This window comes from Marinobacter shengliensis, assembly GCF_003007715.1.
Lineage (GTDB): Bacteria > Pseudomonadota > Gammaproteobacteria > Pseudomonadales > Oleiphilaceae > Marinobacter > Marinobacter shengliensis.
Window position 1 is genome coordinate 1 of sequence record NZ_PXNO01000020.1, and the last position, 24,990, is coordinate 24,990.

General features: G+C 56.7%; 32 protein-coding genes. 11 read left to right on the forward strand and 21 right to left on the reverse strand.

Features of this window, described 5'->3' with window-relative positions; all coding sequences use genetic code 11:
* Window positions 1-167: 167 nt before the first annotated feature.
* Genes C7H10_RS05580 through C7H10_RS05600 form a run of 5 tightly spaced genes read right to left on the reverse strand, consistent with a single transcriptional unit; the run spans window position 168 to window position 1,480 of the window.
* Window positions 168-434: a hypothetical protein gene (locus C7H10_RS05580; protein WP_106693788.1), complete on the reverse strand. Its 267-nt coding sequence runs from the start codon at window positions 432-434 to the stop codon at window positions 168-170.
* Window positions 431-766, reverse strand: coding sequence for a hypothetical protein (locus tag C7H10_RS05585; protein WP_106694086.1), 336 nt, complete (start codon window positions 764-766; stop codon window positions 431-433). The genes C7H10_RS05580 and C7H10_RS05585 overlap by 4 nt, the downstream gene beginning before the upstream one ends.
* Complete coding sequence (locus C7H10_RS05590; RefSeq protein ID WP_106694087.1) at window positions 763-1,011, reverse strand: hypothetical protein; 249 nt, start codon at window positions 1,009-1,011, stop codon at window positions 763-765. The genes C7H10_RS05585 and C7H10_RS05590 overlap by 4 nt, the downstream gene beginning before the upstream one ends.
* Window positions 1,008-1,319 carry a hypothetical protein gene (locus tag C7H10_RS05595; RefSeq protein WP_106694088.1) on the reverse strand — a complete coding sequence of 104 codons (312 nt, stop codon included), beginning with the start codon at window positions 1,317-1,319 and terminating at the stop codon, window positions 1,008-1,010. Before C7H10_RS05595 ends, C7H10_RS05590 begins: the two co-directional genes overlap by 4 nt.
* Window positions 1,319-1,480, reverse strand: a complete 162-nt coding sequence (locus tag C7H10_RS05600) for a MerR family transcriptional regulator (RefSeq protein ID WP_244178193.1) — start codon at window positions 1,478-1,480, stop codon at window positions 1,319-1,321. The genes C7H10_RS05595 and C7H10_RS05600 overlap by 1 nt, the downstream gene beginning before the upstream one ends.
* Before the next feature lie 564 nt (window positions 1,481-2,044).
* Between C7H10_RS05600 and C7H10_RS05610 the strand changes: the two genes are divergently transcribed.
* Window positions 2,045-2,785, forward strand: coding sequence for a hypothetical protein (locus tag C7H10_RS05610; protein WP_106694091.1), 741 nt, complete (start codon window positions 2,045-2,047; stop codon window positions 2,783-2,785).
* Between the two features lie 5 nt (window positions 2,786-2,790).
* Here C7H10_RS05610 and C7H10_RS05615 read toward each other — a convergent pair whose 3' ends face one another.
* From C7H10_RS05615 to C7H10_RS05630, 4 genes are all read right to left on the reverse strand, one after another.
* A complete protein-coding gene (locus C7H10_RS05615) occupies window positions 2,791-3,357 on the reverse strand; it encodes a hypothetical protein (RefSeq protein WP_106694092.1) in 567 nt (188 codons plus the stop codon).
* A gap of 8 nt (window positions 3,358-3,365) precedes the next feature.
* Window positions 3,366-4,319 (reverse strand): hypothetical protein, encoded by a 954-nt coding sequence (locus tag C7H10_RS19090; protein WP_146136799.1) that lies wholly within the window; start codon window positions 4,317-4,319, stop codon window positions 3,366-3,368.
* Window positions 4,320-4,616: 297 nt separating this feature from the next.
* Window positions 4,617-5,291, reverse strand: coding sequence for an SOS response-associated peptidase (locus C7H10_RS05625; protein ID WP_106694094.1), 675 nt, complete (start codon window positions 5,289-5,291; stop codon window positions 4,617-4,619).
* Window positions 5,292-5,317: 26 nt separating this feature from the next.
* Entirely contained in the window at window positions 5,318-5,707 is a 390-nt protein-coding gene (locus tag C7H10_RS05630; RefSeq protein ID WP_146136800.1) for a hypothetical protein, read from the reverse strand.
* Between the two features lie 161 nt (window positions 5,708-5,868).
* Between C7H10_RS05630 and C7H10_RS05635 the strand changes: the two genes are divergently transcribed.
* Entirely contained in the window at window positions 5,869-6,243 is a 375-nt protein-coding gene (locus tag C7H10_RS05635; RefSeq protein WP_208622802.1) for a type II toxin-antitoxin system Phd/YefM family antitoxin, read from the forward strand.
* On the forward strand, window positions 6,188-6,454 hold the full coding sequence (locus C7H10_RS05640) for a type II toxin-antitoxin system RelE family toxin (protein ID WP_106694096.1): 267 nt from the start codon (window positions 6,188-6,190) through the stop codon (window positions 6,452-6,454). The genes C7H10_RS05635 and C7H10_RS05640 overlap by 56 nt, the downstream gene beginning before the upstream one ends.
* 226 nt (window positions 6,455-6,680) lie before the next feature.
* Here C7H10_RS05640 and C7H10_RS05645 read toward each other — a convergent pair whose 3' ends face one another.
* The gene (locus tag C7H10_RS05645) at window positions 6,681-7,304 is read right to left on the reverse strand and encodes a TetR/AcrR family transcriptional regulator (RefSeq protein ID WP_106694097.1); all 624 of its coding nucleotides are present in this window, start codon (window positions 7,302-7,304) and stop codon (window positions 6,681-6,683) included.
* 166 nt (window positions 7,305-7,470) lie between these two features.
* Between C7H10_RS05645 and C7H10_RS05650 the strand changes: the two genes are divergently transcribed.
* From C7H10_RS05650 to C7H10_RS05660, 3 genes are read left to right on the forward strand one after another with little or no spacing between them, the layout of a single operon-like run.
* Window positions 7,471-8,301 carry an SDR family NAD(P)-dependent oxidoreductase gene (locus C7H10_RS05650; protein ID WP_106694098.1) on the forward strand — a complete coding sequence of 277 codons (831 nt, stop codon included), beginning with the start codon at window positions 7,471-7,473 and terminating at the stop codon, window positions 8,299-8,301.
* Between the two features lie 39 nt (window positions 8,302-8,340).
* Window positions 8,341-9,267 (forward strand): ferritin family protein, encoded by a 927-nt coding sequence (locus tag C7H10_RS05655; RefSeq protein WP_106694099.1) that lies wholly within the window; start codon window positions 8,341-8,343, stop codon window positions 9,265-9,267.
* 22 nt (window positions 9,268-9,289) lie between these two features.
* The gene (locus C7H10_RS05660; protein ID WP_106694100.1) at window positions 9,290-10,798 is read left to right on the forward strand and encodes a flavin-containing monooxygenase; all 1,509 of its coding nucleotides are present in this window, start codon (window positions 9,290-9,292) and stop codon (window positions 10,796-10,798) included.
* Here the strand turns inward: C7H10_RS05660 and C7H10_RS05665 are convergent.
* From C7H10_RS05665 to C7H10_RS19180, 6 genes are all read right to left on the reverse strand, one after another.
* Window positions 10,795-12,195 (reverse strand): SLC5/6 family protein, encoded by a 1,401-nt coding sequence (locus C7H10_RS05665; RefSeq protein WP_106694101.1) that lies wholly within the window; start codon window positions 12,193-12,195, stop codon window positions 10,795-10,797. The two genes, C7H10_RS05660 and C7H10_RS05665, sit on opposite strands and share 4 nt — an antisense overlap.
* A gap of 59 nt (window positions 12,196-12,254) precedes the next feature.
* Window positions 12,255-12,821, reverse strand: coding sequence for an NADPH-dependent FMN reductase (locus tag C7H10_RS05670; RefSeq protein ID WP_106694102.1), 567 nt, complete (start codon window positions 12,819-12,821; stop codon window positions 12,255-12,257).
* 52 nt (window positions 12,822-12,873) lie between these two features.
* On the reverse strand, window positions 12,874-13,245 hold the full coding sequence (locus tag C7H10_RS05675; protein WP_106694103.1) for a thiol-disulfide oxidoreductase DCC family protein: 372 nt from the start codon (window positions 13,243-13,245) through the stop codon (window positions 12,874-12,876).
* Window positions 13,246-13,294: 49 nt separating this feature from the next.
* Window positions 13,295-13,963, reverse strand: coding sequence for an alpha/beta hydrolase (locus tag C7H10_RS05680; protein ID WP_106694104.1), 669 nt, complete (start codon window positions 13,961-13,963; stop codon window positions 13,295-13,297).
* A 49-nt stretch (window positions 13,964-14,012) separates the two neighbouring features.
* Window positions 14,013-14,762, reverse strand: coding sequence for a ParA family protein (locus C7H10_RS05685; protein ID WP_106694105.1), 750 nt, complete (start codon window positions 14,760-14,762; stop codon window positions 14,013-14,015).
* A 140-nt stretch (window positions 14,763-14,902) separates the two neighbouring features.
* Window positions 14,903-15,058: a hypothetical protein gene (locus C7H10_RS19180; RefSeq protein ID WP_167392879.1), complete on the reverse strand. Its 156-nt coding sequence runs from the start codon at window positions 15,056-15,058 to the stop codon at window positions 14,903-14,905.
* Between the two features lie 230 nt (window positions 15,059-15,288).
* Here C7H10_RS19180 and C7H10_RS05695 point away from each other — a divergent pair, with 230 nt between their 5' ends.
* Window positions 15,289-16,254 carry a calcium/sodium antiporter gene (locus C7H10_RS05695; RefSeq protein WP_106694106.1) on the forward strand — a complete coding sequence of 322 codons (966 nt, stop codon included), beginning with the start codon at window positions 15,289-15,291 and terminating at the stop codon, window positions 16,252-16,254.
* On the opposite strand, the gene C7H10_RS05700 is transcribed toward C7H10_RS05695, so the two are convergent.
* Complete coding sequence (locus C7H10_RS05700) at window positions 16,251-17,105, reverse strand: Nmad3 family putative nucleotide modification protein (RefSeq protein WP_106694107.1); 855 nt, start codon at window positions 17,103-17,105, stop codon at window positions 16,251-16,253. The two genes, C7H10_RS05695 and C7H10_RS05700, sit on opposite strands and share 4 nt — an antisense overlap.
* On the reverse strand, window positions 17,102-18,028 hold the full coding sequence (locus tag C7H10_RS05705) for a LysR family transcriptional regulator (protein ID WP_106694159.1): 927 nt from the start codon (window positions 18,026-18,028) through the stop codon (window positions 17,102-17,104). The genes C7H10_RS05700 and C7H10_RS05705 overlap by 4 nt, the downstream gene beginning before the upstream one ends.
* A gap of 122 nt (window positions 18,029-18,150) precedes the next feature.
* Here C7H10_RS05705 and C7H10_RS05710 point away from each other — a divergent pair, with 122 nt between their 5' ends.
* The 4 genes from C7H10_RS05710 to C7H10_RS05725 all read left to right on the forward strand — a co-directional run bounded on the left by C7H10_RS05710 (window position 18,151) and on the right by C7H10_RS05725 (window position 21,954).
* A complete protein-coding gene (locus tag C7H10_RS05710) occupies window positions 18,151-19,101 on the forward strand; it encodes an ABC transporter substrate-binding protein (protein ID WP_167392880.1) in 951 nt (316 codons plus the stop codon).
* An 89-nt stretch (window positions 19,102-19,190) separates the two neighbouring features.
* The gene (locus C7H10_RS05715; protein ID WP_244178194.1) at window positions 19,191-20,135 is read left to right on the forward strand and encodes a FecCD family ABC transporter permease; all 945 of its coding nucleotides are present in this window, start codon (window positions 19,191-19,193) and stop codon (window positions 20,133-20,135) included.
* On the forward strand, window positions 20,135-21,148 hold the full coding sequence (locus C7H10_RS05720) for a FecCD family ABC transporter permease (protein WP_244178196.1): 1,014 nt from the start codon (window positions 20,135-20,137) through the stop codon (window positions 21,146-21,148). The genes C7H10_RS05715 and C7H10_RS05720 overlap by 1 nt, the downstream gene beginning before the upstream one ends.
* Window positions 21,145-21,954, forward strand: coding sequence for an ABC transporter ATP-binding protein (locus C7H10_RS05725; RefSeq protein WP_106694108.1), 810 nt, complete (start codon window positions 21,145-21,147; stop codon window positions 21,952-21,954). The genes C7H10_RS05720 and C7H10_RS05725 overlap by 4 nt, the downstream gene beginning before the upstream one ends.
* A 3-nt stretch (window positions 21,955-21,957) precedes the next feature.
* On the opposite strand, the gene C7H10_RS05730 is transcribed toward C7H10_RS05725, so the two are convergent.
* From C7H10_RS05730 to glcF, 3 genes are all read right to left on the reverse strand, one after another.
* On the reverse strand, window positions 21,958-23,157 hold the full coding sequence (locus C7H10_RS05730) for a multidrug effflux MFS transporter (protein ID WP_106694109.1): 1,200 nt from the start codon (window positions 23,155-23,157) through the stop codon (window positions 21,958-21,960).
* Between the two features lie 76 nt (window positions 23,158-23,233).
* The gene (locus tag C7H10_RS05735; protein WP_208622803.1) at window positions 23,234-23,671 is read right to left on the reverse strand and encodes a DUF4124 domain-containing protein; all 438 of its coding nucleotides are present in this window, start codon (window positions 23,669-23,671) and stop codon (window positions 23,234-23,236) included.
* 108 nt (window positions 23,672-23,779) lie between these two features.
* Window positions 23,780-24,988, reverse strand: a complete 1,209-nt coding sequence (gene glcF / locus C7H10_RS05740; RefSeq protein WP_106694110.1) for a glycolate oxidase subunit GlcF — start codon at window positions 24,986-24,988, stop codon at window positions 23,780-23,782.
* Between the last annotated feature and the right edge of the window lie 2 nt (window positions 24,989-24,990).

Consider the following 24,990-nt stretch of genomic DNA (forward strand, 5'->3'; position numbering starts at 1 on the left):
GTGACCTGCGCACTCCGTTTGCCGCCTTTGCTCATGGTTCGGAATCAAGGGGCGGCCGTCCTCCCCCGACATCCTCACCACTCTGGATGCGCACTGTGGGCCACTCACTGACCGCCACAAGGCCAGGGGGCCTTTGGCCCTGGCGCTGCGCGCCAGCCTTGCAGCGCTCACTGAGCGTCCCCCGGTTCGTGCGCGAGTGGTGACGATGACGGGGGCGGACTCGAGGGCTTTTCAGGGGGGTTGGCCTGATGGCCAAAGTTCGGGCAGCCGGCCTCTAACCAGGCGCGCAGGACGGAGCCTCCGAGGGTCCAGAGGTCGGTGCCGCGCTGGATGGCTTCTTGCTGCAGTTGCAGGTAGATGGAAGACGGGGCGCACACGTAGAAACGGCGCTCTTTGTCTTCTACCTGGTCCTGACGGGGAGGTATGGGGCTCATTGGTTGGTCTCCGTGACGTTGGGAAGGTCCAGTTGGCCGCAGTCCCAGGCGTCCCTCAGTTGGATGAGGCGGTCAAACGCGGGGCTGTGGTGGCCGCGGGCTTCCAGTTCGTGGATCAGGGCGTCGGTGAAGCTCGCTTTGCAGCGGGCCATGTAGTCGCACGGGTAGTCGGTGCGCACTTCCTGCAGGTGGCTGAGGCGCTGCAGGAGGGAATCAAAAAGGCCTTCCAGGGTGTCTGGGGTGAGTGCAGAGGACGGGCGTGGGCCCTGGAAGGCGAAACTGGCCGCGTTGATGGCGCGGGTTAGCCGGGGTTCGTGGCGGTGGTATTTCATGACTGCACCTCCAACGCCACGCCGTGACGGCGGGTGCCGGGGTTTACGCCCAGGGCGGCGAGTTGTTCCGGGCGCAGCAGGACAGAGCGGGGTTTGTGGCCCTTGGTGCGCTCGAAATAGGTGATGAACCGGTCGATGTAGTTGAGCAGGTTGATGGCCTGCTTGGTTTGCCGGAACTCGCTCACGGGCTGGCAGGGTTTGTGGGTCATGCCGTGCCCTGGTTTGCCGTAGGTGACCTGGATCATGCGGCGGCCCTCAGTGCGGTGCAGGCTTGGCCGATGGCCCAGGTGGGGAAGTCGACGGCGGTGCGCTGTAGGCTGAACCGGGACAGGGTGTTTACCCAGTCCATGGTGTAGTTGTAGAGGTCGTCGTCCAGGCTGTTGAAGGCGGCGGCCATGCCCATCAGTTTGGTGATGCTGTCGCAGTAGGTGTCCCAATCGCCGTTCTTGTGGAAGCTGAGGCCAGCATCCACTACAACGCGGACTTCCTGGAGCTTCTGCAAGCGCAGTTCCGGGGCCATCAGGCAGGGAAAGTGGGTGTGAAGGTTCCACATTATTGCCAGTCCTCCTTATCCAGTGCGTCCTGGGACAGAGCAGCAATGTTCACCAGGCGCGGCTTGCCGATCTTGAGCGACGGTAGGTGCCCTTTCTCGATCATGCCCCTTACCTGCCCTTCCGTGAGGCCGGTCAGTTGCGCAAAGCGCTCCTGCGTCATAACCGGCGTTGCTAGCAAGATGATCTGTTTTTGCTCGTCCACTGTTTTGCACTCTGCTACACTGTTATACACAGGTACGACGTAACTATACCGTCGTAATATTTACCATCATAATACACGTCGTACTATTTACCAGTATAAATTACCTATGATTCGTGACAGATTGATTGAGCTTTTTAATGTTTTGGAAATCTCGTCGCGTGATATGGAACAAGCGACAGGGATAGACAGGAACAAGTGGTCGAACATCAGAGGCGGAAAGCAGAGAGCCAACGAAGACCACATCCAGGCGGTATGCGAGGTTTACCCTCAATTCGCGCTATGGATCGTTAGCGGTAAAACAATTGCAGAGGCAGGCCAGATTAGCCCAGCTATGGAAAAAGCACGGAAAGAAAACAGCCTGAAAACAGGATAGGTTTCTGCCTGGCTGCACGTATCGCCCAGGCTTGGTATGGAGACCGACGAGGGGAACCACAAGAACAAGAGGGCTGGCCGTCGTAGTGTGTGGTGGCGGTTTCAGGTGAAGTGGATAAAAATATATTTCAAATTGGAGATATGCAGTAAATGAATCAAGAAGTATCAGTACCCAACACAGCTTTAGGAAGAGTAATAAAGATTTCAGAAGAGCTGTGCGATACACCCCTCGATCTAGATTTATCTACTGCTTTTGAGCAAGCGTTCGGCATGGAAAACGCCTCTACAGGAGAGTTATTGTTGGGAATTTCAACCTTCATTCAGGAAATTGAGAAAGCAAAGGTTGAGATACAGCGACATACTGAATTCTCAGAAAGCATTTATCTACATCATTTCGAAAAATTAGAAAGTTTTATAGGGTACGCTTCCCTAGATAGAAAATGGAGTCATGTTGCCGCCAGATTTCCAAAGTCATCGATAGAATCTTTAACAATTTTTGATGACCTGGTAAAAAAGAAAACCTCACTTACAAGCATACCTATTTCAGACATTAAAGATATAAGAAACGAGCTAATAAAAATACAAGATCAAATCATCAATTCAGAAATTGAGGATGACCTCAAAATCATTCTTTTAGACAACATTCAAATAATAATTAATTCCATTACAAATTATCAAATATGTGGATTAAAAGGCATCGAGAGTGCTTATGAAAGGGTCGCCGGCTCACTTATTATAAGAAAAAAGGCTGTTGAAAAGGCGTCCGAAAATGCCAAATCAAAAAACGAAATTGCCGGCTTTTGGAAAGCTTTAGAAAAAGTACACAAACTGATAGACGCCGCTAACGGCGCGAGAGATCTAATTGCGCCACTCAGCACACTATTAAATTAAAAACACTATGAGTCCGGCTGATGTATTCTTTCGCCCAAGTAGTAAATACCAAGCATAGTCTCAAAAATTAACTGCCAAAAAAGAAAGAAATACATAAACAAAAACAAAAAATAAACAAAAACTTCAATTGCGCTTGGAATGCAATCCAAAACAATAGAGTAGGACTCGAGAACAAATATAGAAACCACACACAAAAGAATACTTGCAGCCGTCAAGTAAGCAAAAAGCATTGACAAGAAACGCCGCCGAGTTAGCTTAATGTCATTGACCTGACCACCTAAAACAAGTTTAACTTTAGGAGTAGGTTCGGGCATATAATCGTCCATCTCTTGACGATTAAATGTCGCAATAGCTGCAAGCGCTGCAATATAGAAGCCTGGCAATATTTGAACAAAAGCCAAAATCCTGTCTAGCAACCCTCCAGGACCGGCCAAAACTATTTCCTCACGATAAAAAACAAAGAAAACCACACACGCGATTGAAAAAATAGCTGGAAAAATCCAGTCAAAAAATTGCTTTTGAGGATGCTTTATTAAAAGAAAAATAAAAGGTCTAAAAATTAAAGAAACCATAAAAACCTCTAAGAAAGCTTTAACATGGCTTGTAATATCGGGTCATGAATACTTGCATACGAAGCTTTAAGAGGAGAAGAGAACCCACCAATCTTACTTTTCTTTATAAATTTATAATCAGAAACGACAGCCATGTTATCCGTATATATATTAACAGTTCGCGCTAACTCTTCAGAATTTACAAATTTAACCCTTGCTTTTTCAAAATTCCTTTTATGACCTTCACCGACTATGGCTTTTAGCGGTGCAAATGCACCCCCAGAGATTTTGTGAGGTTGCGGCTTCACTTTAATCAACTCATGTTCAATAACAGTATAGGCATTCTTATCCCAGTTTTGGGCCGCCTTAGTCTCGGTGTACATTTCAATTCCTTTCAAGACACCATTATCAATTTCATCTTTCAAGCTGTCACACATATGGCCATGAATTTCCATGAAGGGCCAAGCCAGAATCTTATTATTACTTCCATCGGGGTTATTCCGCTCAAAGGAAGGCCGATTCGAAGATGCAAATTCTCTCAGTAGACGATTAAAAAGCTGAGCAACTTTTGGGGTAGTTATTCCATAACAAAACTCGAGCAAAGCAGGATACATATGAGGTTTTTTAGGAATCTGTTTAAACCAAACCACAAAATGTGCTGACCGATCATCTCCTTCACTTGTTGTTTTAGCAACATCGCGGCGATGATTATTTAACGGATCAGTAAATGACGGATCTGGGGCCATCTTATCCGAGAGATTTATCAAGAAACATGCATAGTCGGGTTTAACTACACAGTCAGATATATACCATATCTCATTCCCGGATTTCCTCTTATATATAGCCTTTGAAGAATCAAAATAAGACTTCAAATAGTTAGCAACAGACCTCATACTATCAGGCGACAAACCTTTATAACCTCTAGCCTTAGAAGTAAGATGCAAATCGAGGTGAAATACTTGACGTTCCTTTTTTGTAGCCATGACCTTCCTTTTGAAAACTATTAACTCAACAACTCGTTTCTATAGCATGAATGAAACGTAATTTCTAGGGAGGGTAGATGGAAAGCTAAATATTGGGAACATTAAGTATCAGAACTCTCCCTGTAGTCACACCACTCTGCAGGTGTCGCGCTTGCCTGGCATCCCTTCCGGCGGTGAGCCCCGGTCTTCCTGACCAATCGGCTCACTGCCAGTGTACGGTTACACGTTGTAACGTTTAGTCGATTTCTCCTAATTCGATGTGAGACATTTCCCACACTGCCCTTTCTGTGATGCCAGTTAATCCGGCTCGATTCGTTCTGCCTGACCGGTTTGTTCCAGGGTAGCGGGTGATTTTATGGGCTCTACCAGCAGGGATTGTCGGATTCTGGTTTTGAGTAAGTCCTGGAATGGGTCTGTGTTGGTCAGGCTTGGGTCCAACCACATGTCGAAGTCTTCCCGGTTAAGCATGAGTGGGATGCTTTTCGGGTGGATGTGGCTGAACCTGGGGTGTGGTGGCAGGGTGATGATGGTGAACGACGGTACCACTTCTTCCTGGAAGTCCCACAGCTCATATAGGCCAGCAAAGGCTATGGCGCTGTCGGCCGGGTGGATGTTGTAGCACTGTTTGTGACCTTTCTCGCCTGTCCATTCATGAAAACCGCTGGCCGGTATGATGGCCCGCTGGCTGTGAAAGCGTTTCTTCCAGAGTGGACTGGTGCCCAGGCTGCCCGATCGGGCGTTGAAGGTGCTGTACTTTGGTGAGGGGCGGTAGCCGGTGCCGTCTGGTTTGCGTTCTATGAGCAGTGACCAGATGGCGCCCTGCAGGGTGCGGCCCTGGTGGGTTTCGTAGACGATCTGAGCTTCAGCTCCGGGGGCGATGTTAACGCGCGGTTCTATCCGGAGCGGGATGCCGAGTTCTTCCAGGAGGCCCTGGACTAAGGGGTCGTCTGATACGTTGAATCGGCCGCACATGAAGCACCTCAGAGACGGCAGGTTTTCTACAGTTTAGAACACGCTGAGTCTCTGTAGGCTTTGTTCATATCTGTTGGTGACTGTTGGTACTGCTGGCGCCAGAAGTTGCACGTTTCGGCGTTGATACGCTGCGCGTTTTGCTGCCGTTCCCTCAGTGTTTGTTGCCGACGGGCTTGGGCTTCTCTTTCCAGGCGTTGTTGCTTCAATTTTTCGTTCATAGCCCGAACGGCTTCAGGGTCTGGCGCGGTTTGTGTTGAACCGAACGTAACGTGACCACCAAACATTCGATCCTGAACAGCTGACATGGTCATATTCATAGCGCTTGCGAACAGGAAGGTGGAAACCAGGAAGCCGATAACGGCTGTGGCGAGGTTCGCGGCAAGGACTGCAGAGAAGATTTTTAACCAGGACATCATTCACTCCTTTGAAAATAGTTATGTGAAGATTACCCAATGCGGTTGTTAGGTAGCAACATAGATTTACACTCGACCACCCAAACTAAGAGGGCTATTTTTAGATCTTTTTTTAGATCTAAATTTTGGTATAATTACTTTGTGCCGCCAAGATTAAGGGCAACATGACGAAGAAACCGCTGAATCGATACAAAACACGAAGCGGCGACAAAACCAGCAATAAGGATCACGGCACGGGAGAATCTTTAATGAGAAGCCTATTTGCGAGGCTTGCGGCCACTATTTCGGAGCTGAAGGCTAATCCGAATGAGGTGCTCAACCAGGCTAATGGCGAACCGATTGTGATCCTGAGTCACAACAAGCCAAGAGCCTATATGGTGCCTGTCGAGACATTCGAACAGATGCAAGAGCAGCTTGAGGATTACCGATTACTCCAGGAGGCTCGCAAGCGTATGGATGATGAATCAATACCGGTGAGCATTAATGAGCTACGAGCTGGAATTCAAGAAAAAAGCGCTCAAGGAGTGGAACAAGCTTAACGCGACGATCCAGGCGGAGTTTCTGAACATTCTGGAGCGCCGCCTGGAGAATCCGAGAATCCCGAAGCACCAGCTCAAGGGTTCTTCGGATTTCTACAAAATCAAACTGCGATCCCAAGGCTTTCGCCTGGTCTACCATGTGGACGATGGGAAAGTGGTCGTTACGGTGATCACCGTCGGCCGGAGAGACGCCGTTTATCAGTCATTCTAGGTGTCAACAAAGTGTCCACGTAATTGCGGTTTTATGTGGGCACAAGTGGTCTTTGATTATTGTAAGTGACTGATTGCGCAGACATGTGGCGTTATGAGGTGCTTGTGACACGGATTGAAAATCCCCGTGTCGGTGGTTCGATTCCGCCTCCGGGCACCATTAAGAATTCAGACAGAACCCGCCTTGTGCGGGTTTTGTTGTTTCTGCCCTCTCCGTTTCTTCCCGACTATCTCACCACATCCCCCAAAAGCGACAACTCGGCCGCTATGTAATGGCCAATCATACTCGCCAGTCCGTCCGCCATTTCATCGAAACTGACCATCGGGTCCGGGTCCGACAAATGGCGGATAACGGCGAATATGCCGCCATTAATCCCGATGTAGGTGATCGCTGGAATGCGGCTAACCCGAAGGGTTTCCGGGTGCTCCATCAGGTAGCGCATGATGACGTTGTTGAGCACCTTGTAGAGCGGGTCCAGGTGTAGCTCAAAGTCCACCGCCATGGCGTATCGCACACACTTCAGATACCGGCCATCATCCTGCTCAAGAAAACTCCGGAACTGGTTCAGCAATGTGCGAATGGCTTCATCAATGGGCATCTGTACCAGTGTTGGCGTTAACGGCTTGATCATCGCCGCTGTGTCGGAGATGAAACGTTGGCTCATGGCGTTGAAGATCGCCTGTTTGTTCTCGAAGTATTCATAAAGCGAACCTACCCCCACGCCTGCTATTTCAGCGATGTGACGTGTTGTGGTGTCGGCAGGACCCCGCTGACTCAGTGCAATAAACCCGGCTTCAACAATCGCATCCACGGTTGCGCGCGAGCGATCCTGTTTTGGTTTTCTGGGCATAATTTTCCGAATTGAATCCGAACAAGCGTTCGCTCTAATCTGCAGTCAGCTGGGCGCAAACGCAAGCAGGGCAAGGCTTTCAGGCCTATTCGGCACTAGTTTTGTCCCTTTCGGGCGGCACCAGCCCTGGCAGCGTCACACTTACATCAAACCTGCGGAAATCTTCATGTTCAAAAACTCTCTGACTAAAAATGCCCGTGCAGTCATCACTGGCGCCGGCAGCGGCATCGGCAAAGCGCTCGCATTGGAACTCGCCCGTCGCGGGAGCCTTGTGGTGTGCACTGACATCAATCTGGACGCCGCGGAACAAACCGCCAGCGAAGTCCGCCGCCTCGGTGGCCAGGCCTGGGCGGTCGCCTGCGATGTCAGCAAGCTGGAGCAGGTACAGGCGCTGGCTGATAAAGCCGACGAGCTGCTGCCAGAACCGGTCAACCTGGTCATCAACAACGCCGGTGTTGGCGTAGGTGGCAAAACCATCGGCGAAACATCGATCGAAGACTGGGAGTGGACGGTCAACATCAACCTGTGGGGCGTGGTCTATGGCTGCCATGTGTTCGCCCCCCGGCTGCGCCTGCAGGAGCAGGCCGGCATTATCAATGTGGCCTCAACCGCCAGTTTCTCCGCAGCACCGCTCATGGGCCCCTATAACGCCACCAAGGCTGCCGCGCTGGCGATATCAGAAACCCTGGCGGCAGAACTCTCGGGCACCGGCGTCAGCGTCACCGCGCTGTGCCCTACCCTCGTGAAAACCAACATCTCGGCCAATGGCCGCATACAGGGCGAATCCAATGACCTGTTTAATCGCCTGATGGACCGCATCGGCATGTCCGCCGACAAGGTCGCTCGCATGGCTCTGGATGGCCTGGATAACAAACAGCTTTACGTTATGCCACAGGTCGATGCCCGTATGATCTGGCGAATCAAACGTCTGCTGCCTAATTCCTATGCGGCGATCACTGGGCTTATTAATCGCCGGATGACGTCCAAGTTCGTCTGATGACAGGCCCTAACACTCCCCACAAGCCAGGAGACTGACATGGCAAAGATTGATCTCGATAACATGCTGGAAAAGATCAAAAACACTCAGTGGAGCCTGTCGGATGTCGACTGGGATGCTCCGGGCGCTGAGCTGATCACCCCTGAACAGTGGCCAAAACTGAAAGCCTTCATGGCAGACCTGATGTGGATCGAGCATGTCGGTGCCAGGGCCTTTGCCGCCATGGCCAAGAAAGCGCCGGACGACACCCTGCGCCAGATTTACACCTATTTCCACGCCGAAGAACAGCGCCACGCCAACGCCGAAATGGCGTTAATGAAACGCTGGGGCATGCTGGAAGATGGCGAATTGCCGGAGCCGAACAACAACCTGAGGCTGGTCATCGAGTGGCTGGACCGGTTTGCCGATGATCAGCCGGTCTATGTGTTAGGCACCGTGGTACCCATGCTGGAAATCGCACTCGACGGCGCGCTGTGCAAGTTCCTGCTGGATACGGTAGACGACCCGGTGTGCCATCAAGCCTTCGAACTGATCAATGGTGATGAGGCCCGCCACCTTGGCGTGGGTTTCACCGTGATGGAAATGCAGGGCCATGGCAAAACCTACATCGAGCTTATTCGGATGACAGCGCAGCTGATGGACCCGAGACTGATTCTGGGCATTGCCTCTTACTTTCCGCTGCTTAACAAGATGCGGGACAACATTGTCGAGATGGGTTTGCCTGAGGAGAAGCTGTACGAGGCCATGCGCAAATTCGAAAAGATCGGAGGGCGCACTGGGGACGGCCGAAGGAACCCCTGGTTCCAGATCATCAAGCACCACGGCCGGTTCGTTGTCGACCGGAAAAAGCGTTTCTACCACGCGCCCATCGATGCCCTGGTGAAGGTGGCTGACGTCATCCCGAGAAAGGCGTTTCCGGCCGTACCCAGCTGGGTCAAAGAGATCACCTATCACCCGACCGCCTGACCACCGTTTACGAGATTACCTGATGAAGAACAACCAACCGCTTGCTCAACAGCAGCCGCCCGCCGACGCATTGATTATCGGTGCCGGCTTTGCCGGCCTGGGCACCGCCATTCGCCTGCAACAGCAGGGCATTCGCAACATCACCATTCTGGAGCGATCAGACGATGTTGGCGGCACCTGGCGCGACAACCAGTATCCGGGGGCTGCCTGTGACATCCCCTCCAATCTCTATTCTTTCTCGTTCGCCCAGAACCCGAACTGGTCCCGAAGTTTCTCGGGAAGCCGGGAAATTCTGGAGTACATCCATCACCTGGTGAATCACTTCAACCTTCGGCAATACATCCGGTTCCACCAGAATGTCAGCAACCTGGCCTGGGACCAGGACAAAGGCCTCTGGCAGGCAACGACCACGAATGGCCATGTGTTTTCAGGGCGCACCGCCGTGATGGCCCAGGGGCCGCTGTCCAACCCCGGTTGGCCCGGCATCGCCGGCCTGGACGAGTTTAAGGGCAAGAAGATACACAGCGCCGCCTGGGATCACGATTACGACCTCAAGGGCAAACGCATCGCGGTGATCGGCACGGGTGCCAGCGCCATACAGATCGTACCGGAGCTGGCCAAATGCGCCGGCAAGCTGACGGTATTCCAGCGCACTCCGCCGTGGATCATGCCACGGCCGGACTTCACCACACCGGACTGGAACAAGACGCTGTTCCGCAAAGCGCCGGTGAGCCAGACCGCTGTCCGCAAAGCACTCTATCTGGCCCATGAGTCCATGGCCTTGGCGGTCATCTGGAACTCGCCGCTGACCCGTTTTGCCGAGCGCCTCGGGCGGTGGCACTTGCGCAAACAGGTACCGGACCGCTGGCTACGCCGGCAACTGACCCCGGACTATCGCCTGGGCTGCAAGCGCATTCTGGTATCCAACGACTACTACCCGGCCCTGCAGAAACCGAACACCAAGCTGATTACCTGGCCGATAGACCGGATCAGCCAACACGGAATCCGCACGGTGGAGGGTATCGAGCACCAGTTCGACTGTATTGTGTTTGCCACCGGCTTTGAGGTGAGCAACGCCGGTACACCGTTCCCGATTACCGGCATCGGCGGCCGCTCACTGAACGAGGAATGGAAGCGAGGCGCCCAGGCGTACAAGAGCATCAACGTATCAGGCTATCCCAATCTGTTTTTCACCTTTGGGCCAAACTCCGGGCCAGGCCACAACTCTGCGCTGGTCTACATGGAATCCCAGATGGATTACATCGTCCGGAGCATTCGCACCATCAAGAGCCTCAAGCTCAAAGCCCTGGATGTTCGGCAATCAGCCCAGGACGACCACAACCGGAGTATTCAGAGCCGGCTGGCCAAAACCAACTGGAATTCCGGATGCCAGAGCTGGTACCTCACCGAGGATGGATTCAACGCGACAATGTACCCCGGTTTCGCAACCCAATACGCGAAGCAGATGGCCGATCTGGAGCTGAAGGATTATCGCCTGCTGGCAGAAGAGGCCGCGAGCGAGACCTTTTAGGACAGCCCAACAGCCTCCCGAAACCGGCCCCCCGGATACAGCCAGGCAATAAGCAAGCTGACCAGGCTGGACGCCAGCAAGGCGCCAAGGAACGGTGCCAGCGTCGGGATGCTGTCCGGAAAGCTCGCCGCCAGAGCCCCTGCGGTGAAGCTGCCCTGGCTCACCCAGCCGGGAAGCACGGCACCAAGCAACCCGGCCAGGCCACCAGCTACTGCAGCCAGCGGTGACATCCGGCGCCACAATCCCAGCAGCACCGGCACCACAATCGCCGCACACAGCAAGTCTGCAATCAGGAACAGCCGCAGTACTGAGAAGCCCTGAAGCGCCACCCACACCACCGGCACCATCAGTATCACCGTCGCCCAGCGGGCAGCACGCACTGACAGGCCACGTCGTCCGGAACTGGCCACCGCCATGGAAGCAATAGCGTTCTGCAAGGTATCGACACTGGAGGCCACGAGCGTCACCGCCAGAACCAGCGCTGGCAGAGCAAGCCAGGCCGGGGCTGCGGAAAGTAATGCGAAGAATGGAATGGGAGGCTCGCCCAGCGGTAAACCATGCATGGCCGCCAGCATCCCCAGGCCCCCAATGGCCATCACCACCAGAAACGTGCTGATACCGCCCAACACTGCACCGCGCCCAAGGGCGCTATCCGTTTCAGCTGCCCACACCCGCTGCCAATAGCCCTGGTGAAACAGGTTAGCGGCGGTCACCGCAATCACCAGAGTCAGCGCCACAGACAGCGCACTGCCAACAGGCACAGAGGGCATGACCGCCTCCGTTGGCATGGAGGGCAACCAGTACCAGGCCACACCACCCACAAGCAGCAACAGGGCCAACAACAACCAGGCCTGCCAACGGTCTGTGGCGAGGCTTGCCCTCAAACCACCGACAGAAGTATAGGTCAGTGTGACCAGCGCCACGCCGAGAACCACCAACGCGGGCGGCACATCGGAAAGCAGCGCGGCAATGGCGCCGATAGCGGTGAGTTCCGCCGCCAGGAAGCAGGCCATGTAGGCTACCGAAACCATCGACACCCAGCGCCGGACACCGGCACCGTAACAAGCCTCGGCAAACTCGCCGATACTCCGGCCTGCCGGTAGCCGCTTACGGATGGCAGGGCCATAGAAGCCCAGCACCAGAAACGGCAACGCGGAGCCGACCGCATAACCCGCCAGCGCCACAGGCCCCACAAACGCACCGATTTCCGGAGGCGCGAAAAGAATCCACGCGCCCATACCGGAGGCAAGAAAGGACAAGCCGATAGCTTGCGCACTCTGGGAGTTTCGGGCGGTAACGTAGTCATCAAGCAGACCGTCTGCACGTCGTGCCCGCAGACCAAGAACAGCAAAACCGAGGAGCGCCGCGCTGAGCACGGCAACCGTTAGATAGAACAAGTCGCACTTCCTCCGCCGGTATTAACCGGATCAGGTTCCGGGGTCGGCACTTGGCCCACTCACTGGCGCATGGCTTTGAGCGCATCCGCCCACTTGGCCAGCTCGGCCAGCATACTGCCCCCCGAACTGGTGTGGTGGTCTGCCGGCTGGAATCTGCGATTATCATCCAGCAGTTCCCAGGGCATCTGCACCATCACGCTCTCAACCATGGGCATCATCTTCACCGTCGTAACCAGTTGTTTGGACATCTGCGCGGAACGCAGGCCGCCGGAAACACCTCCATAACTGACAAAGGCACAGGGCTTGTAATTCCACTCGTTGTACACATAGTTGATCGCGTTCATGAAGGAGGGTGGCGGGCAGAAGTTGTATTCGGGAATCACGAACACGTAGGCGTCCGCCTTGGCGACGCTCTCAGACCAGGCCTTGGTGTGGTCGTGCTGGTACTTCTGCTGGCGGGGGTGGTTAGGTTCGTCATAAACCGGCAGGTTAAACTCCGCCAGGTCAACCAGTTCGCTGGAAAAACTGCCCTGCTCATTGGCAAAACCGTTAAACCATTCGGCGATGGATGGGCCAACACGGCCAGGGCGGGTGCTGCAGATGATGGTTTGTAGCTTGAGAGGCATACCGGATTTCCTTCTTCAGTCATTGTTCAGTTTTGCTGATAAACCGGGAATCTTATCGCCCTTTTTCGTCCGAAAGACGGCGGTCAACCCATCGATGGTAGAGTCGAGCAAGCGCGGGACGAATGACTGGCAAGCCAATTACCCAGGCCAACGGCTTCAGCACCAACACGCGGGACATCAGCAGGATATACGCATCCAGCTCCCGATGGATATTGCCCTCACCGTCTTTGACGTGAAGCTCTCTCAGAGCCTTGTCCGGGTCTATACCCTGCTGCCGCAGCTCTTCGTCACGGCCTGTGATATCCAGCCACTCCACGGACTCACCGGTCCGCCCGGCCAGCTTCTCATACCAGCGGCGATCCTTGATACAGGCAGGGCAGGAACCGTCATAGAATACCAACAATTTGTCCTGGGCATGCGTCATAACGCCTCCCTTTTGTTAAAACTATGGCAACGCCCGGGGCTCACGCCCCTTACTTTCGTTCCGAAGTGAGCTGGAACAGAAACCTGTCCAAATCCCTCACCTCCTCCAGACAAAGGCTGTGTTCCATACCATAGCAGTAATACTCCGGCTCATACCCAAGATCCTGAAGCTTTCGCTGCGCCGCCAGCCCCAGGTGCTCTGCCACAATCGGATCAAATCGGCCGTGCCCGATAAAGATCGGCAGTTTCCGATTGGCGTCGCTTAATCGAATGGAGTCCGCAGTGGCAAAGTAGGTAGACAAGGCAAACAGGCCGCCCAGCCGCTCCGGATAACTCAGCGCCAGCTCATAGGCCACAGCGCCGCCCTGGGAGAAACCACCCAGAATGATGTTCTCGCTGGCAATACCCCGCTCCCGTTCCTGCCGAACAAGCTCAGCCACCATCCCGGCAGAAGCGCGCAGTTGCGTAGTATCCACCTTACGGTCCACATCCATGGCCAGAATGTCGTACCAGGCGGGCATAACCATGCCGCCGTTGATGGTTACTGGCAGCTCCGGTGCGTGCGGAAAGATAAAGCGAACGGGCTGCTCCCGGGAGAAACGAAACTCCGGAACAACGGGTTCGAAATCATGGCCGCTGGCGCCGAGGCCATGCAGCCAGATGATGGTGGTTTGGGGATTTTCGCCGGTATCAATTTGCAAGGTATTCAGGGCTGTCATCGGGCCTCCGGAAGTCAGGTGAAGACCGGCGACTTTAACACTTTCCCGGTCAGCGAGCCCAAAGATCCTTCCGGACGCTCACCCACAGCTTACGAAACTCGACAGCGGCCGGGCTATTTGGCGCCAACAGTTCCAGCGGCTGGCCCTCCTCCCCCATCCGCTCAACCACACTGGCATAAGGGACAGCAACGCTCACCGGCGTACCAAGTAACTCTGTAGCCTGCTCCAGTATTTCCCTGTGCAGATTCTTGCGCCGGTCCACCATCGAGAAAAACGGCCGCAGTTTCTTGTTACCCAACTTCTTGTCTTTCACAAAATCCCGTAACTGGTTCCAGCTGTTGAGTGACAACCAGGTAGGCACCACCGGTACATAGACTTTGTCGGCCATTTCCAGAACCTGTTCGGTCAGGCGCGAGAGCGTGGGCGGGCAGTCCAGAACCACCAGACTGGTGTCTTCAGACAACGGCGCCAGTAGGTCTTTCAGGACGTTGTGTCCTTCGTCGTGTTCAAGCTTGATATCGAAGTTACGGAAGCTGCTATGGGCGGGGATAAAGTCTAGATTGGGGTAAACGTCTTCATGGATGAAGCGGGCGATAGGAGATTTGCCTTCCAGCAGTTTGGAGAGTTTGCGGCCTTTGACCACTTCCGCACCCGCCAGGTAAAAACTGGCAGCCCCTTGCGGGTCGAGATCCCAAAGCAATGTGCGGATGTTCTCGCGGCTGGCCAGGTAGGCCATATTGACGGCCGCTGCGGTTTTACCCACGCCACCTTTGGGGCTGTAGAAGGCAATAATTCTCATGACGGGGGCTCCTGCCGTGTCTGGTGTCAGAAAACACTACAGGATAACAGCCACCCGCCAGGCTTCTATGAAGCTTTTATGACAGAGCAATAGCTGGAACGGGTGTGTTGCGAGTAAGAAGGGCTTTCGTAAAACCACGCTCACGCGGCTTTGCGGAAGCCCTCCATCCGCACAGTTTTGTCCCGGTTGCGCTTGTACTTGGTTTTGTCTTCAACCACGCGCATCTGGTACTTTGGTGTTCTCAGTTCCCGTTGCACAGCGCTGTGCTGTGTGGCTTTCGCCTTTTTTCTGGCCATCTCGGTTTCTCCTTTGTTGGCCTGCATTTAATCTTTACTATTATATCACGTCCCCAAATTCCAAGAGCGTAAGCAATGACACTCACGGTGTGGCTCACATTTCTGGTCGCAGCGGCCCTGACAGCGCCAGGCGTCCTGGAAAGACCTTTTGCTCATAGGTAATTCTGTGTAATTGTGCGGCCACCGCGATTGCCGTCAAATACTCCGACATTAACCAGGGAGCCACTAACGTGCTGACTGCTTCTCTCGCCATTCTTGCCGGTCTCGCCCTTCTGGTCTGGAGCGCGGATCGTTTTGTGGAAGGCTCGGCTGCGACGGCTGGTCATTTCGGCATGCCGCCTCTATTGATTGGTATGGTGGTAGTTGGCTTTGGTACGTCTGCACCTGAAATGGTGGTTTCAGCCTTGGCTGCAAGCCAGGGAAATCCGGGGCTGGCGTTGGGTAACGCTTATGGCTCCAATATCACCAACATCGCCCTGATACTGGGGATTACTGCATTGCTTGCGCCCATCGCCGTGCACTCTCAGGTCATGCGCAAGGAATTGCCAATTCTGGCTCTTGTTACCCTTGCGGCGGCCTGGCTGCTGTTTGATGGTGAACTCAGCCGGCTGGATGCAGCCGGCCTGCTGGTGCTGTTTGCGCTGTTGCTGGGCTGGAGCATCTGGTCTGGCATGAGAAAAAACGATGATGCCTTCGCCACTGAAATGGATGCCGAGCTTGCCGCTCATCCCATGCCCATTCGCAAGGCAATTATCTGGCTGGTGGTGGGGCTTCTCCTGCTGATTATCAGTTCCCGCATCCTGGTCTGGGGAGCCGTCGACCTGGCTACCCGCTTCGGCGTCAGTGACCTGGTCATTGGCCTGACCATTGTTGCGATCGGCACGTCGCTACCGGAACTCGCTTCCTCCATCATTGCGGCCCGCAAAGGTGAGCACGACCTGGCACTGGGTAACATTCTGGGCTCCAACCTGTTCAACACTCTGGCGGTGGTGGGCATTGCAGGTTCCATCGCACCCATGGCAGTAGCGGACGAGGTATTGATGCGCGACATTCCCGTGATGGTAGGCCTCACCCTTGCCCTGTTCGTACTTGGTTACGGCTTTCGGGGCCCCGGGCGCATCAACCGGCTGGAAGGGGGCGGATTGCTGGCGGTCTTTATTGGTTACACGTTCTATCTGTTAACCACCGCCTTCTAAGACAACAATCCCGGGGTCAGCAACCATTTACTGACTCCCGGATACTGTTCCAGGTCCAACACAAACTCCTGCCCCCGTGCCGCACTTTTGAGGCGACAGTATTCCGGGGAGCCATCCGGGCGCCAGCGCTCCGGTTTTTGGTGATAGCTCAGCGGCACGCTATCGGCTCCTGGCATGAAAGCCGCCGGCAACCGCCAGTCAGTCACGTTTGCCGCTCCCGCCGCCGTCAATCGATGCTGATCCGATGGAACAGTCACCACCCCGGCGGCGGGCAAGTCCCCATTCAGACCAGGAATCTGCAGTCTGTCACCACTGACATACAGGCAGTTGTGAGCGGATCGTGTGCCGTGCAGATGCGGGTGGTAGGCCGCCCATTCCGGCATGGGCGCCGCCTCGTAAACTGGCCAGACTTGCCCCACCTGCAACCAGCCCCAAATGGCGTGAAACGGCCGGCTTTGCGGCACAAAGCGCCAGCGCCGGCGATACCGCTCCACCTGCCGGAACAAAGCAAAGAACAGAAACAGATCGCCGGGCCCCACACCGTGGTTGGCCAGATGAGCCTGGGCCGAGCCGTGCTGACCGAGTACCGGGCGCCAGCCTGGCAGCCGGGAATAGGCACCCTCGATCAGATCCGGGTCCAGGTGGGCGCCTGTTCGAGAGAAGCCAGAGCGGCCGGTTAGCTGGGATACCAGGGGGCCAATGCTTTGGCCATCGTGCTGAATCTGGCTATACCGGATAGGCGACTGATCATCCGGTATCGGAAGTGCCAGAGCACGTCCGTCCGGAAACACAGGGTTCGGGCAACCACCGGCAGAACTGTCGAAGCCTTTGCGGCTCAGGATAAGTTTCATAGCGGCACATTATGGGCGATTTCCAACTCCCGGAGCCATTCATCCGGCACGTTTGCTCGCAGGTGAGCCATGAACGCCCTCACCCTTCTGGGCAAATGACCGTGAGGATACAGCAGGGTGACTGGCAGCACCGGCCCTCGCCACTCAGGCAGGCACAATCTGAATTGCCCCGGGTGAGCTTCCAGCCGGCGCTCGGCCAACCAGTGAGGAATCAACCCCAGGCCTCGGCCAGCCGCTATGGCATCGCCCTGAACACACGACTGATCAACGGTAAACGTCCGTACAGGCATGGCGAGTGGGTAGGTTCCCAGCTTGGGATGACGCAAAACCAGACCCGGCCCAGTGCCTCCAAGCAGGTCAACCCACTGGTGGCCATCAAGCTCGCCGGGAGACGCCGGCACGCCAAACCGCTCGAAATAGTCCGGGCTGCCATAGATACCCTGGCTAAGGCTCCCCAAATGCTCCTGTCTCAGGGTGGTTTCTCCAACCTCTCCGAGCCATAAACAAACGCCATCTTCCAGCTCACCGGGAACCGTCTGCTGGGTACCAATAGCCACCCGCACATCGCCATGCTGTTCGAGAAACGATCGCACCACACCGGAAAACCAACCACGCACAAAAGCTTCATGGCACCGGAGCTCCAGTGTTCCGCTGACATCCTCCTTCAATTCATCCAGCGCCTCCCGGCCCTGGGACACCAATTCAAGAATCTCAACGCTGTAACGGTAGAACACGCGCCCCGCCTCGTTAGGCACAATGCGCCGGGACTGCCTCAGCAACAGTGGCTGCCCTACGGCTTGTTCCAGCTGGCGAACTTTCCGGCTGAGCGTTGATTTCGGCAGCCCCAGGTCTCTGGTACTGGCCGTCAGGCTGCCTGTTCGCACCACTGAGACAAATGCTTCCAGCTCTGAGAGATCGTACATCTTCTCGTTCCACATTCTGAAACCTACCGTCCCAATTTATCACTTTAAAAATGTAATGCGAACCATTATCATTAATTTCCAGCTTGCTTTGCAAACTATCTTTTGTCCGGAGCCGCAGCACAATGAGCCAACACCCGCCGATGAAACGCCGTCTCACAGCTGCAATCGCCATACTTGGCGCCCTGGCCCTGGGCCCGGCCAACGCAGAGTCGCGCAGCGTGGACACGGCCTATGGCGCAGTCACCATCGACGGTCAACCTCAGAGAGCGGTCACACTTTACGAAGGTGCTCTGGACCCTGCCCTGGCGGTAGGCGCCAATGCAGTAGGCGCTGTGATCACCCGAGGCGGCAATGACGTGGCCGAATACATCAAGCCACGGGCCGGTGACATTGCCATCGTGGGCGCCCCGGCGGAAACGAATATTGAAGCCGTGATTGCAGCCCGGCCGGATATCATCCTGGCGCCCGCGCAAACCAACCAGCAGCAGTATCAACTGCTGTCCCGAATTGCCCCGGTGGTGGTATCGAACGTTCCTATGTTCCAGGCAGACAGCTGGGAACAGGAAACCCGGCTATTTGGCCGGGCACTGGGGCGCGAGGAAGCCGCTGAAAACGCCATTGAAGACGTCAAAGCCCGCATTGCCGAAGTCGCCGCTCTGGTAGAAAGAACGGTACCGGAGGATCAACGGGATGCCACGCTTGTGCGCTGGATGCCGCAAGGCCCGCTGGTGATGGCAGAGGGGCTGTTTTCCGCCACGCTCCTGCAGGCGGTCGGTTTTGAGGTAACCGATAACGGCCTGGTGAGCGACGGCCGCCCCCACAGCCAACCCCTGAGCCTGGAAAATCTGGCCCGCATGGATCAGAACTGGGTGTTCCTGGCCACCCTGAATGCCGATGGCCAGCAGGCACTGGAAGCCGCCCGCCAGACACCGGCCTTCAGCCGCCTGAAAGCCAGCGGCCAGAACCAGGTGGTCGCCGTTAACGGTCAGCTCTGGAGCAGCGCCAGCGGCCCCTTGGCCGCCAAAGCCATTCTTGACGATATTGAGGCGGCGCTGGCCACGCTTGCACCGTGAACGCCCCGCTGACTGCCCCGGCAAACCCGCGAAACGTTGTTGCGTCTCGCTCCTTATTCCTGCCGCTGGTTGCGGCAGGGCTTTTTCTGTTGCTGGTAATCATTGGCAGCCTGATTTACGGCGCCGGCCCGGTAACCCCTCGGAAGGCTCTCGCTGCACTGGCTGGCACGGGTTCTGATGAGGCCTGGTTTGTCATCCGTGAACTGCGCCTGCCGCGAACCCTGATTGGCCTGGCCACCGGCCTGGCTCTGGGCATTGCCGGTGCCCTGCTACAAGCCATGACCCGTAACCCCCTGGCCGAACCGGGGCTGCTTGGCGTCAGCGCCGGTGCGGGATTTGCCGTGGCCGTTGCCATCCTGTTCGGCGCCAGCACGGCCACACTCACTACCCTGATTGCCCAGGTCGGTGCACTTGCAGGTTGCTCTCTGGTGATTGCCGCCACCCGTGTGCAGGGGCTGGGCAACGATCCGGTTCGGCTGGTACTGGCAGGGGCAACCCTGAGCGGCTTGTTGCTGGCACTCACCTCCATGCTGATGCTGATGGATCAACGGGCAGCAGACGAAATCCGCTTCTGGATTACCGGCAGCGTTGCCGGCAAATCCCTGGCAACCTTTCAGGCTACCCTGCCCTCTCTGATCATTGCACTGACGCTGGTCGTCGTGGTGGCCAGACCGCTGGCTGCCATGGCACTGGGTGAACGTGCAGCCGTAGGGCTTGGCCACCATCCCGGCCGCATCCGTTTTTTGATCACCGTTACCGTTGCCCTGCTGGTCGGCGCTGCCACGGCTCTGGCCGGGCCGCTGATCTTTGTCGGCCTGGTGGTGCCGTTTATCGCCCGCGCCTTTTCCGGGCCCGACATCCGAAAAACCCTGTGGCTGTGCCTGCCCATCGGCCCCGCTGTGGTGCTGGCAGCCGATGTAGCATCCCGTTTGATGGCGGCACCGGCGGAAATGCCTCTGGGTGTGGTTACCGCCCTGATCGGCGCCCCGGTGCTGCTGGCGATTGTTCGCGCCGGCCGGATGCCTTCACTGTGATGCACAGACACGCGCTCACCATGCCCGACTCCCGCACGTTGGTTGCCAACGCCGTTCTTCTGTTGCTGGTCGCCGCGGCTGTGATTATTTCGCTGTCCATGGGTACGGTGCAGATTGCGCCGGCTGAAGTCATCCGCGCTCTGATCGGCACCACCGAAGATCCTACGGCGGCCTTTGTGATTAACGAACTGAGGTTGAGCCGAGTTGTGGCGGGCATGCTCAGTGGCGCAGCACTGGCCCTGGCTGGCTGCCTGATGCAAACCCTGGCTCGCAACCGGTTGGCCACGCCCGGCATCATTGGTATCGACAATGCAGCCACCGCCTTTGCTGTGGCATCCGTGGTGGGTACCGGCATAGCGATCGCGCCTTCTGCCATGGCATTGGTTGGCGCCGCCACTGCCACCGCCCTGGCTTTTGGCCTGGCCGGGGCCAATGGCACCCGGGGCTATCGCTTTATTGTCGCCGGCCTCGGCATCGGCGCCATTGCCGGCGCCGTCACCCAGGTCATGCTCAGCCAGGTAGCCATAGACGACGCCAATGCCGCCTACCCCTGGACGGTGGGCAGCCTGAATGCCCGCTCCGGTGCCAGTGTTCAGGTTCTGGCCCTGGGGCTGGCCGCCAGTTGCCTGGTAACGGTGGCCATTGTCCGTGCACTGAACACCCTTCAGTTCTCAGACCCCGTCGCCATTGCCCTGGGCACCCGCCTGCGCCGCACCCGAGTAGTTGGCCTGGGCCTGTCGGTCTTGCTGACCGGGCTGGCCGTGTCGGTGTGCGGTCCGGTTGGCCTGGTGGCACTGTTAGCACCGGAACTGGCCCGCACCGTTTGCCGGCCAGGCAGGATCCCACTGACGGCTGCCGCCCTGGCCGGAGCCGCTTTTATGGTGATCGCCGACTTGCTTGGCCGAACGCTGTTCTCGCCCCTGGAGATTCCGGTGGGCATTATTACCGCCATTGTCGGCAGCCCTTACCTTCTCTGGATTCTGCTGAGACCTTCAACACGGAGCCTGACATGAGCCATTCCAACACGGCCACCCTGGCCGCCGACCGGATAACCCTGGCGCACCGGCGTTTTACCGTGGCGGAGAATCTGAGCCTGACGCTGCCATCCGCCAGAGTCACTGCCATTGTCGGCCCGAATGGCTGCGGTAAATCCACCCTGCTTAACGGCCTGGCCCGAATCCACGCCCCGGCGGCCGGCGCGGTACTGCTGGACGGCAAAGACATTCACCGGCTCCCCTCGAAAGACGTTGCCCGCAAACTGGCCCTGCTGCCCCAGGAGAATACCGCGCCAGAAGGCCTGACCGTCGGAGATCTGGTGCGCTTTGGCCGCCAGCCTCACCAGGGTTGGATGAAGCAGTGGTCACAGGAAGATCAGCAAGCCTTTGACCGGGCGGTGCAGGCGGCTGACGTAAAGGGCCTGGTCAACCGGGCGCTGGACACCCTCTCTGGAGGCCAGCGCCAACGAGCCTGGATTGCCATGGCGGTAGCCCAGCAAACGCCGCTTCTGCTGCTGGACGAACCCACCTCGGCACTGGATCTGGGGCACCAGATTGAAGTGTTCGAGCTTATCCGGAACCTGAGGGAGCAGGGTAAAACCATCGCCATGGTGGTCCATGACCTGGCCAGTGCCTGTCGTTATGCCGACCACATGGTCGCCATGAAAGACGGCAAGATTATCGAGGAGGGCAGCCCGGCAGAGATTGTCTCGCCGGAGCTGGTTCAGGAACTCTACGGCGTGAGCTGCGAGTTGCTACACGACCCGGCCACAGGCAGCCCGCTGCTGGTCAATGTCAGGCGCAACAACCGCCAGCCCGCCTGATGCTCAGGCCGCTTGTTCTGCGGCCTTTTCCCGGGCTACGGCTGCCGGCGCTCCTAATGACAACAAAACCGCACCCACCGAACAGGCCAGCATACTCAGGGTAATAGGCAGCAGAGCCTCGCCACCAAAGGCCGATGACAAGGCACTGATCGCACCGGCCAGAGTGAACTGGGACGCCCCCAGCATGGCCGCGGCCGTCCCCCCCATGTGGGGAAAGAATTCAAGGGCGTTGGCCATATTGTTCGGCACAATCCCACCCTGGCAACCTACCGCCGCGATAATAAATCCGGCTACCGCCCACAAGGGCCCATCCAGCAACACCACTGACACCAGACCCACCAGCATCACGAACTGGATGATGACCTGCACCATTAACAGCACCACGGAAGAAAAGGTGCGCAGCAGAGGCCGGTTAATCAGGTTGAGCGCTGCCATCACTCCGATATTGGCGGCAAAAAGAACGGAGAACGTGCTGTTCGACAGCCCGAACCACTCCTGATAGATAAACGAAGAATGGGTGATAAACAGCATCATGCTGCTGAAACACATCACCTGGATACCGACAAAACGCATGGTCGTGCGATGCTTGAGCACCAGCACATAGTTGGTCACCAGGGTTTTGACCGGCGTGGTTGCCCGTGGCCGGGGTTTGAGCCGGGGAAACAAAGCCAGTTGCAGGACCACGGCCAGGAAGAACGCGTAGGCCGCCAGAAATACGTAGATCCAGTGCCAGTCACCCAGCGCAAGCATCAGGGCGCCAAGAGACGGAGCCGCCGCAGGGGCAATAAACATGATCAGCCCGATCAATCCGAACAGTCTGGCTGCTTCCTGGCCACCCACCTGGTCCCTCACGATAGCGGGCACCGACACCGCACAGAATGCGCCGCCAATACCCTGGACCACCCGCCAGGCAATCATGCTGGACAGGTTATCCGCCAGCGCTATCATCAGGCTGGCCAGAGCAAACACCGCCAGTCCGATAAACAGGATGTTGCGGCGGCCATAACGGTCAGACAACGGCCCGCCCACCAATTGGGCCATGCCCAGAGTTGCCACATAGGCGCTCAGCGTTAGGCCTACATCGGCATGGGGAATGGCAAAATCCCGGGCAATGGCCGGGAACGCGGGCAGGTAGGCATCCAGGGCCAGGGGCCCAAGTGCGACAGTCATACCAAGCAGAAGTGCAAGCTGAAAATGCGACAAGATCTACCTCCAGAGACAAGGTAGATAGCTAACAATATTTATGGCCGCCTGGCAATCAGCGCTTTCCGAAAGCCGCTTAATTCAGCACACACTCATGGCTATAGGTCTGGCTCAGTTCCCGGCGCCGCTGCCGGAGACTGTTGCCCCGATCGTTGCCGTAACCGGCGCGAAGTCTCGCCTGCAAACGGTCCAGTTGCTTGCGGTACTGCTCGCACTGCCGGGTACGAGCTTCCTCCGCCTGCTGAGATTTGGCGTAACGATTCTTGCTGTTAGGCGAGAGTAGCTGGTCCAGCTCTTTGCGGTTCCGGGTTACCCGGTCAGACTGCCGGATATTCTCTGCCATGGGCATCGTGGTGGTAGGCCGCACCTGCACCCGATGGTGCTCGTCCAGCATCGGCGGCGTATCGGAAAAGTGAATGGAGCCGTTGGCATCGGTCCAACGATAGATTTCCGCCTGAGCCGGCAGCGAGAGAAAAAGACATAGGCAAAACGGCAGGGCCTTGATCCTTGGCATGGGTTCACATCCTGTGAAGTGGGTGTTGTCCGAGTATACCGGTGCCAGGCAGAAACCTGGCACCGGGTCAGACTATAACCGATGACGAGCGGTTTTGCAGGAACCGTGTCACCGGTCCAGCAGCTCGATCCAATGCTGAACGGGCACGTCTGAGCGGGACTCCAGATGCAGCTGGCAACCGATATTGGCGGTTACAATCCGCACCGGATCATCAATGGTCAACGCTTCCAGCTTGTTACTCAGCAGCTTCTGGCTCATCTCCGGCTGGGTGATTGAATAGGTTCCCGCCGAGCCACAGCACAGGTGCTTGTCTTTGGTAGCGGCCAGGTCAATGCCGGCACGGGTCAGCACCTGCTCCACCACACCGTTCTGTTTCATGGCGTGTTGCAGGGTACACGGGCAATGGAAGGCCACTTTACCCGCCTGGGCACTGGCTTTCAGGGGCTCCAGATCCTCCTTCAGCATGAAGGCGCCCAGATCGGTGCACAGTTCGCTCACTTTCCGGGCCTTGTTGGCATAGACCGGGTCGTCCCTGAGCAGATGGCCGTAATCCTGTACCATGGCTCCGCAGCCGGACGCTGTCATTACGATGGCTTCCGCTCCCGCCTCAATGGCCGGCCACCAGGCATCAATGTTCCGGCGCATCTGTTCCAGGCCACGCTCGTGCTCGGAGAGGTGATAATTGACCGCACCGCAACAGCCAGCCTGGGGCGCTTCCACCAGGGTAATGCCCAGTTTATCCAGTACCCGGGCTGTCGCCGCATTGGTGTTGGGGGCCGCCGAAGGCTGCACGCATCCGGCAAGCCCCAGCACAATGCGGTTGTGGTTTGAAGCTGGCCAGGGGCTGGCCTGCCGGCGCGGCGGCACCTTGGCACGGAGCTTTTCCGGCAGCATCGGCCGGAATGCCTGCCCGGCCCTCAGCAGCAAGCCGAACAACCGGCGATGGGGTAACACCCGGGTGAGCGCCCAGCGCAGCCACTTTTCTTTCGGCTTGCGGGGCAGCTCCTCTTCCAGCAAGCCACGGCTGATATCCACCAGACGACCATACTGGACACCTGAGGGGCACGTCGTCTCGCAGCTGCGGCAGGTCAGGCAGCGGTCCAGGTGCTCCCGGGTCTTCTCTGTCACTTCCCCGCCTTCCAGAAACATCTTCATCAGATAGATCCGGCCACGGGGACCGTCTCGCTCGTCGTTCAGTTCCTGATAGGTGGGGCAGGTTGCGGTGCAGAAACCGCAGTGCACACAGGCCCGGAGGATCTCTTCCGCCTCCTGGCCTTCGGATGTATTGGCAAATTGCTGAACCAGATTCGTTTGCATGA

Bases quoted from the DNA above. Each gene is read 5' to 3' on its own strand.
- C7H10_RS05580 (WP_106693788.1), bottom strand. From the start codon at position 434: ATGAGCCCCATACCTCCCCGTCAGGACCAGGTAGAAGACAAAGAGCGC.
- C7H10_RS05585 (WP_106694086.1), bottom strand. From the start codon at position 766: ATGAAATACCACCGCCACGAACCCCGGCTAACCCGCGCCATCAACGCG.
- C7H10_RS05590 (WP_106694087.1), bottom strand. From the start codon at position 1,011: ATGATCCAGGTCACCTACGGCAAACCAGGGCACGGCATGACCCACAAA.
- C7H10_RS05595 (WP_106694088.1), bottom strand. From the start codon at position 1,319: ATGTGGAACCTTCACACCCACTTTCCCTGCCTGATGGCCCCGGAACTG.
- C7H10_RS05600 (WP_244178193.1), bottom strand. From the start codon at position 1,480: ATGACGCAGGAGCGCTTTGCGCAACTGACCGGCCTCACGGAAGGGCAG.
- C7H10_RS05610 (WP_106694091.1), top strand. From the start codon at position 2,045: ATGAATCAAGAAGTATCAGTACCCAACACAGCTTTAGGAAGAGTAATA.
- C7H10_RS05615 (WP_106694092.1), bottom strand. From the start codon at position 3,357: ATGGTTTCTTTAATTTTTAGACCTTTTATTTTTCTTTTAATAAAGCAT.
- C7H10_RS19090 (WP_146136799.1), bottom strand. From the start codon at position 4,319: ATGGCTACAAAAAAGGAACGTCAAGTATTTCACCTCGATTTGCATCTT.
- C7H10_RS05625 (WP_106694094.1), bottom strand. From the start codon at position 5,291: ATGTGCGGCCGATTCAACGTATCAGACGACCCCTTAGTCCAGGGCCTC.
- C7H10_RS05630 (WP_146136800.1), bottom strand. From the start codon at position 5,707: ATGATGTCCTGGTTAAAAATCTTCTCTGCAGTCCTTGCCGCGAACCTC.
- C7H10_RS05635 (WP_208622802.1), top strand. From the start codon at position 5,869: ATGACGAAGAAACCGCTGAATCGATACAAAACACGAAGCGGCGACAAA.
- C7H10_RS05640 (WP_106694096.1), top strand. From the start codon at position 6,188: ATGAGCTACGAGCTGGAATTCAAGAAAAAAGCGCTCAAGGAGTGGAAC.
- C7H10_RS05645 (WP_106694097.1), bottom strand. From the start codon at position 7,304: ATGCCCAGAAAACCAAAACAGGATCGCTCGCGCGCAACCGTGGATGCG.
- C7H10_RS05650 (WP_106694098.1), top strand. From the start codon at position 7,471: ATGTTCAAAAACTCTCTGACTAAAAATGCCCGTGCAGTCATCACTGGC.
- C7H10_RS05655 (WP_106694099.1), top strand. From the start codon at position 8,341: ATGGCAAAGATTGATCTCGATAACATGCTGGAAAAGATCAAAAACACT.
- C7H10_RS05660 (WP_106694100.1), top strand. From the start codon at position 9,290: ATGAAGAACAACCAACCGCTTGCTCAACAGCAGCCGCCCGCCGACGCA.
- C7H10_RS05670 (WP_106694102.1), bottom strand. From the start codon at position 12,821: ATGCCTCTCAAGCTACAAACCATCATCTGCAGCACCCGCCCTGGCCGT.
- C7H10_RS05675 (WP_106694103.1), bottom strand. From the start codon at position 13,245: ATGACGCATGCCCAGGACAAATTGTTGGTATTCTATGACGGTTCCTGC.
- C7H10_RS05680 (WP_106694104.1), bottom strand. From the start codon at position 13,963: ATGACAGCCCTGAATACCTTGCAAATTGATACCGGCGAAAATCCCCAA.
- C7H10_RS05685 (WP_106694105.1), bottom strand. From the start codon at position 14,762: ATGAGAATTATTGCCTTCTACAGCCCCAAAGGTGGCGTGGGTAAAACC.
- C7H10_RS19180 (WP_167392879.1), bottom strand. From the start codon at position 15,058: ATGGCCAGAAAAAAGGCGAAAGCCACACAGCACAGCGCTGTGCAACGG.
- C7H10_RS05700 (WP_106694107.1), bottom strand. From the start codon at position 17,105: ATGAAACTTATCCTGAGCCGCAAAGGCTTCGACAGTTCTGCCGGTGGT.
- C7H10_RS05705 (WP_106694159.1), bottom strand. From the start codon at position 18,028: ATGTACGATCTCTCAGAGCTGGAAGCATTTGTCTCAGTGGTGCGAACA.
- C7H10_RS05710 (WP_167392880.1), top strand. From the start codon at position 18,151: ATGAGCCAACACCCGCCGATGAAACGCCGTCTCACAGCTGCAATCGCC.
- C7H10_RS05720 (WP_244178196.1), top strand. From the start codon at position 20,135: ATGCACAGACACGCGCTCACCATGCCCGACTCCCGCACGTTGGTTGCC.
- C7H10_RS05725 (WP_106694108.1), top strand. From the start codon at position 21,145: ATGAGCCATTCCAACACGGCCACCCTGGCCGCCGACCGGATAACCCTG.
- C7H10_RS05735 (WP_208622803.1), bottom strand. From the start codon at position 23,671: ATGCCAAGGATCAAGGCCCTGCCGTTTTGCCTATGTCTTTTTCTCTCG.
- glcF (WP_106694110.1), bottom strand. From the start codon at position 24,988: ATGCAAACGAATCTGGTTCAGCAATTTGCCAATACATCCGAAGGCCAG.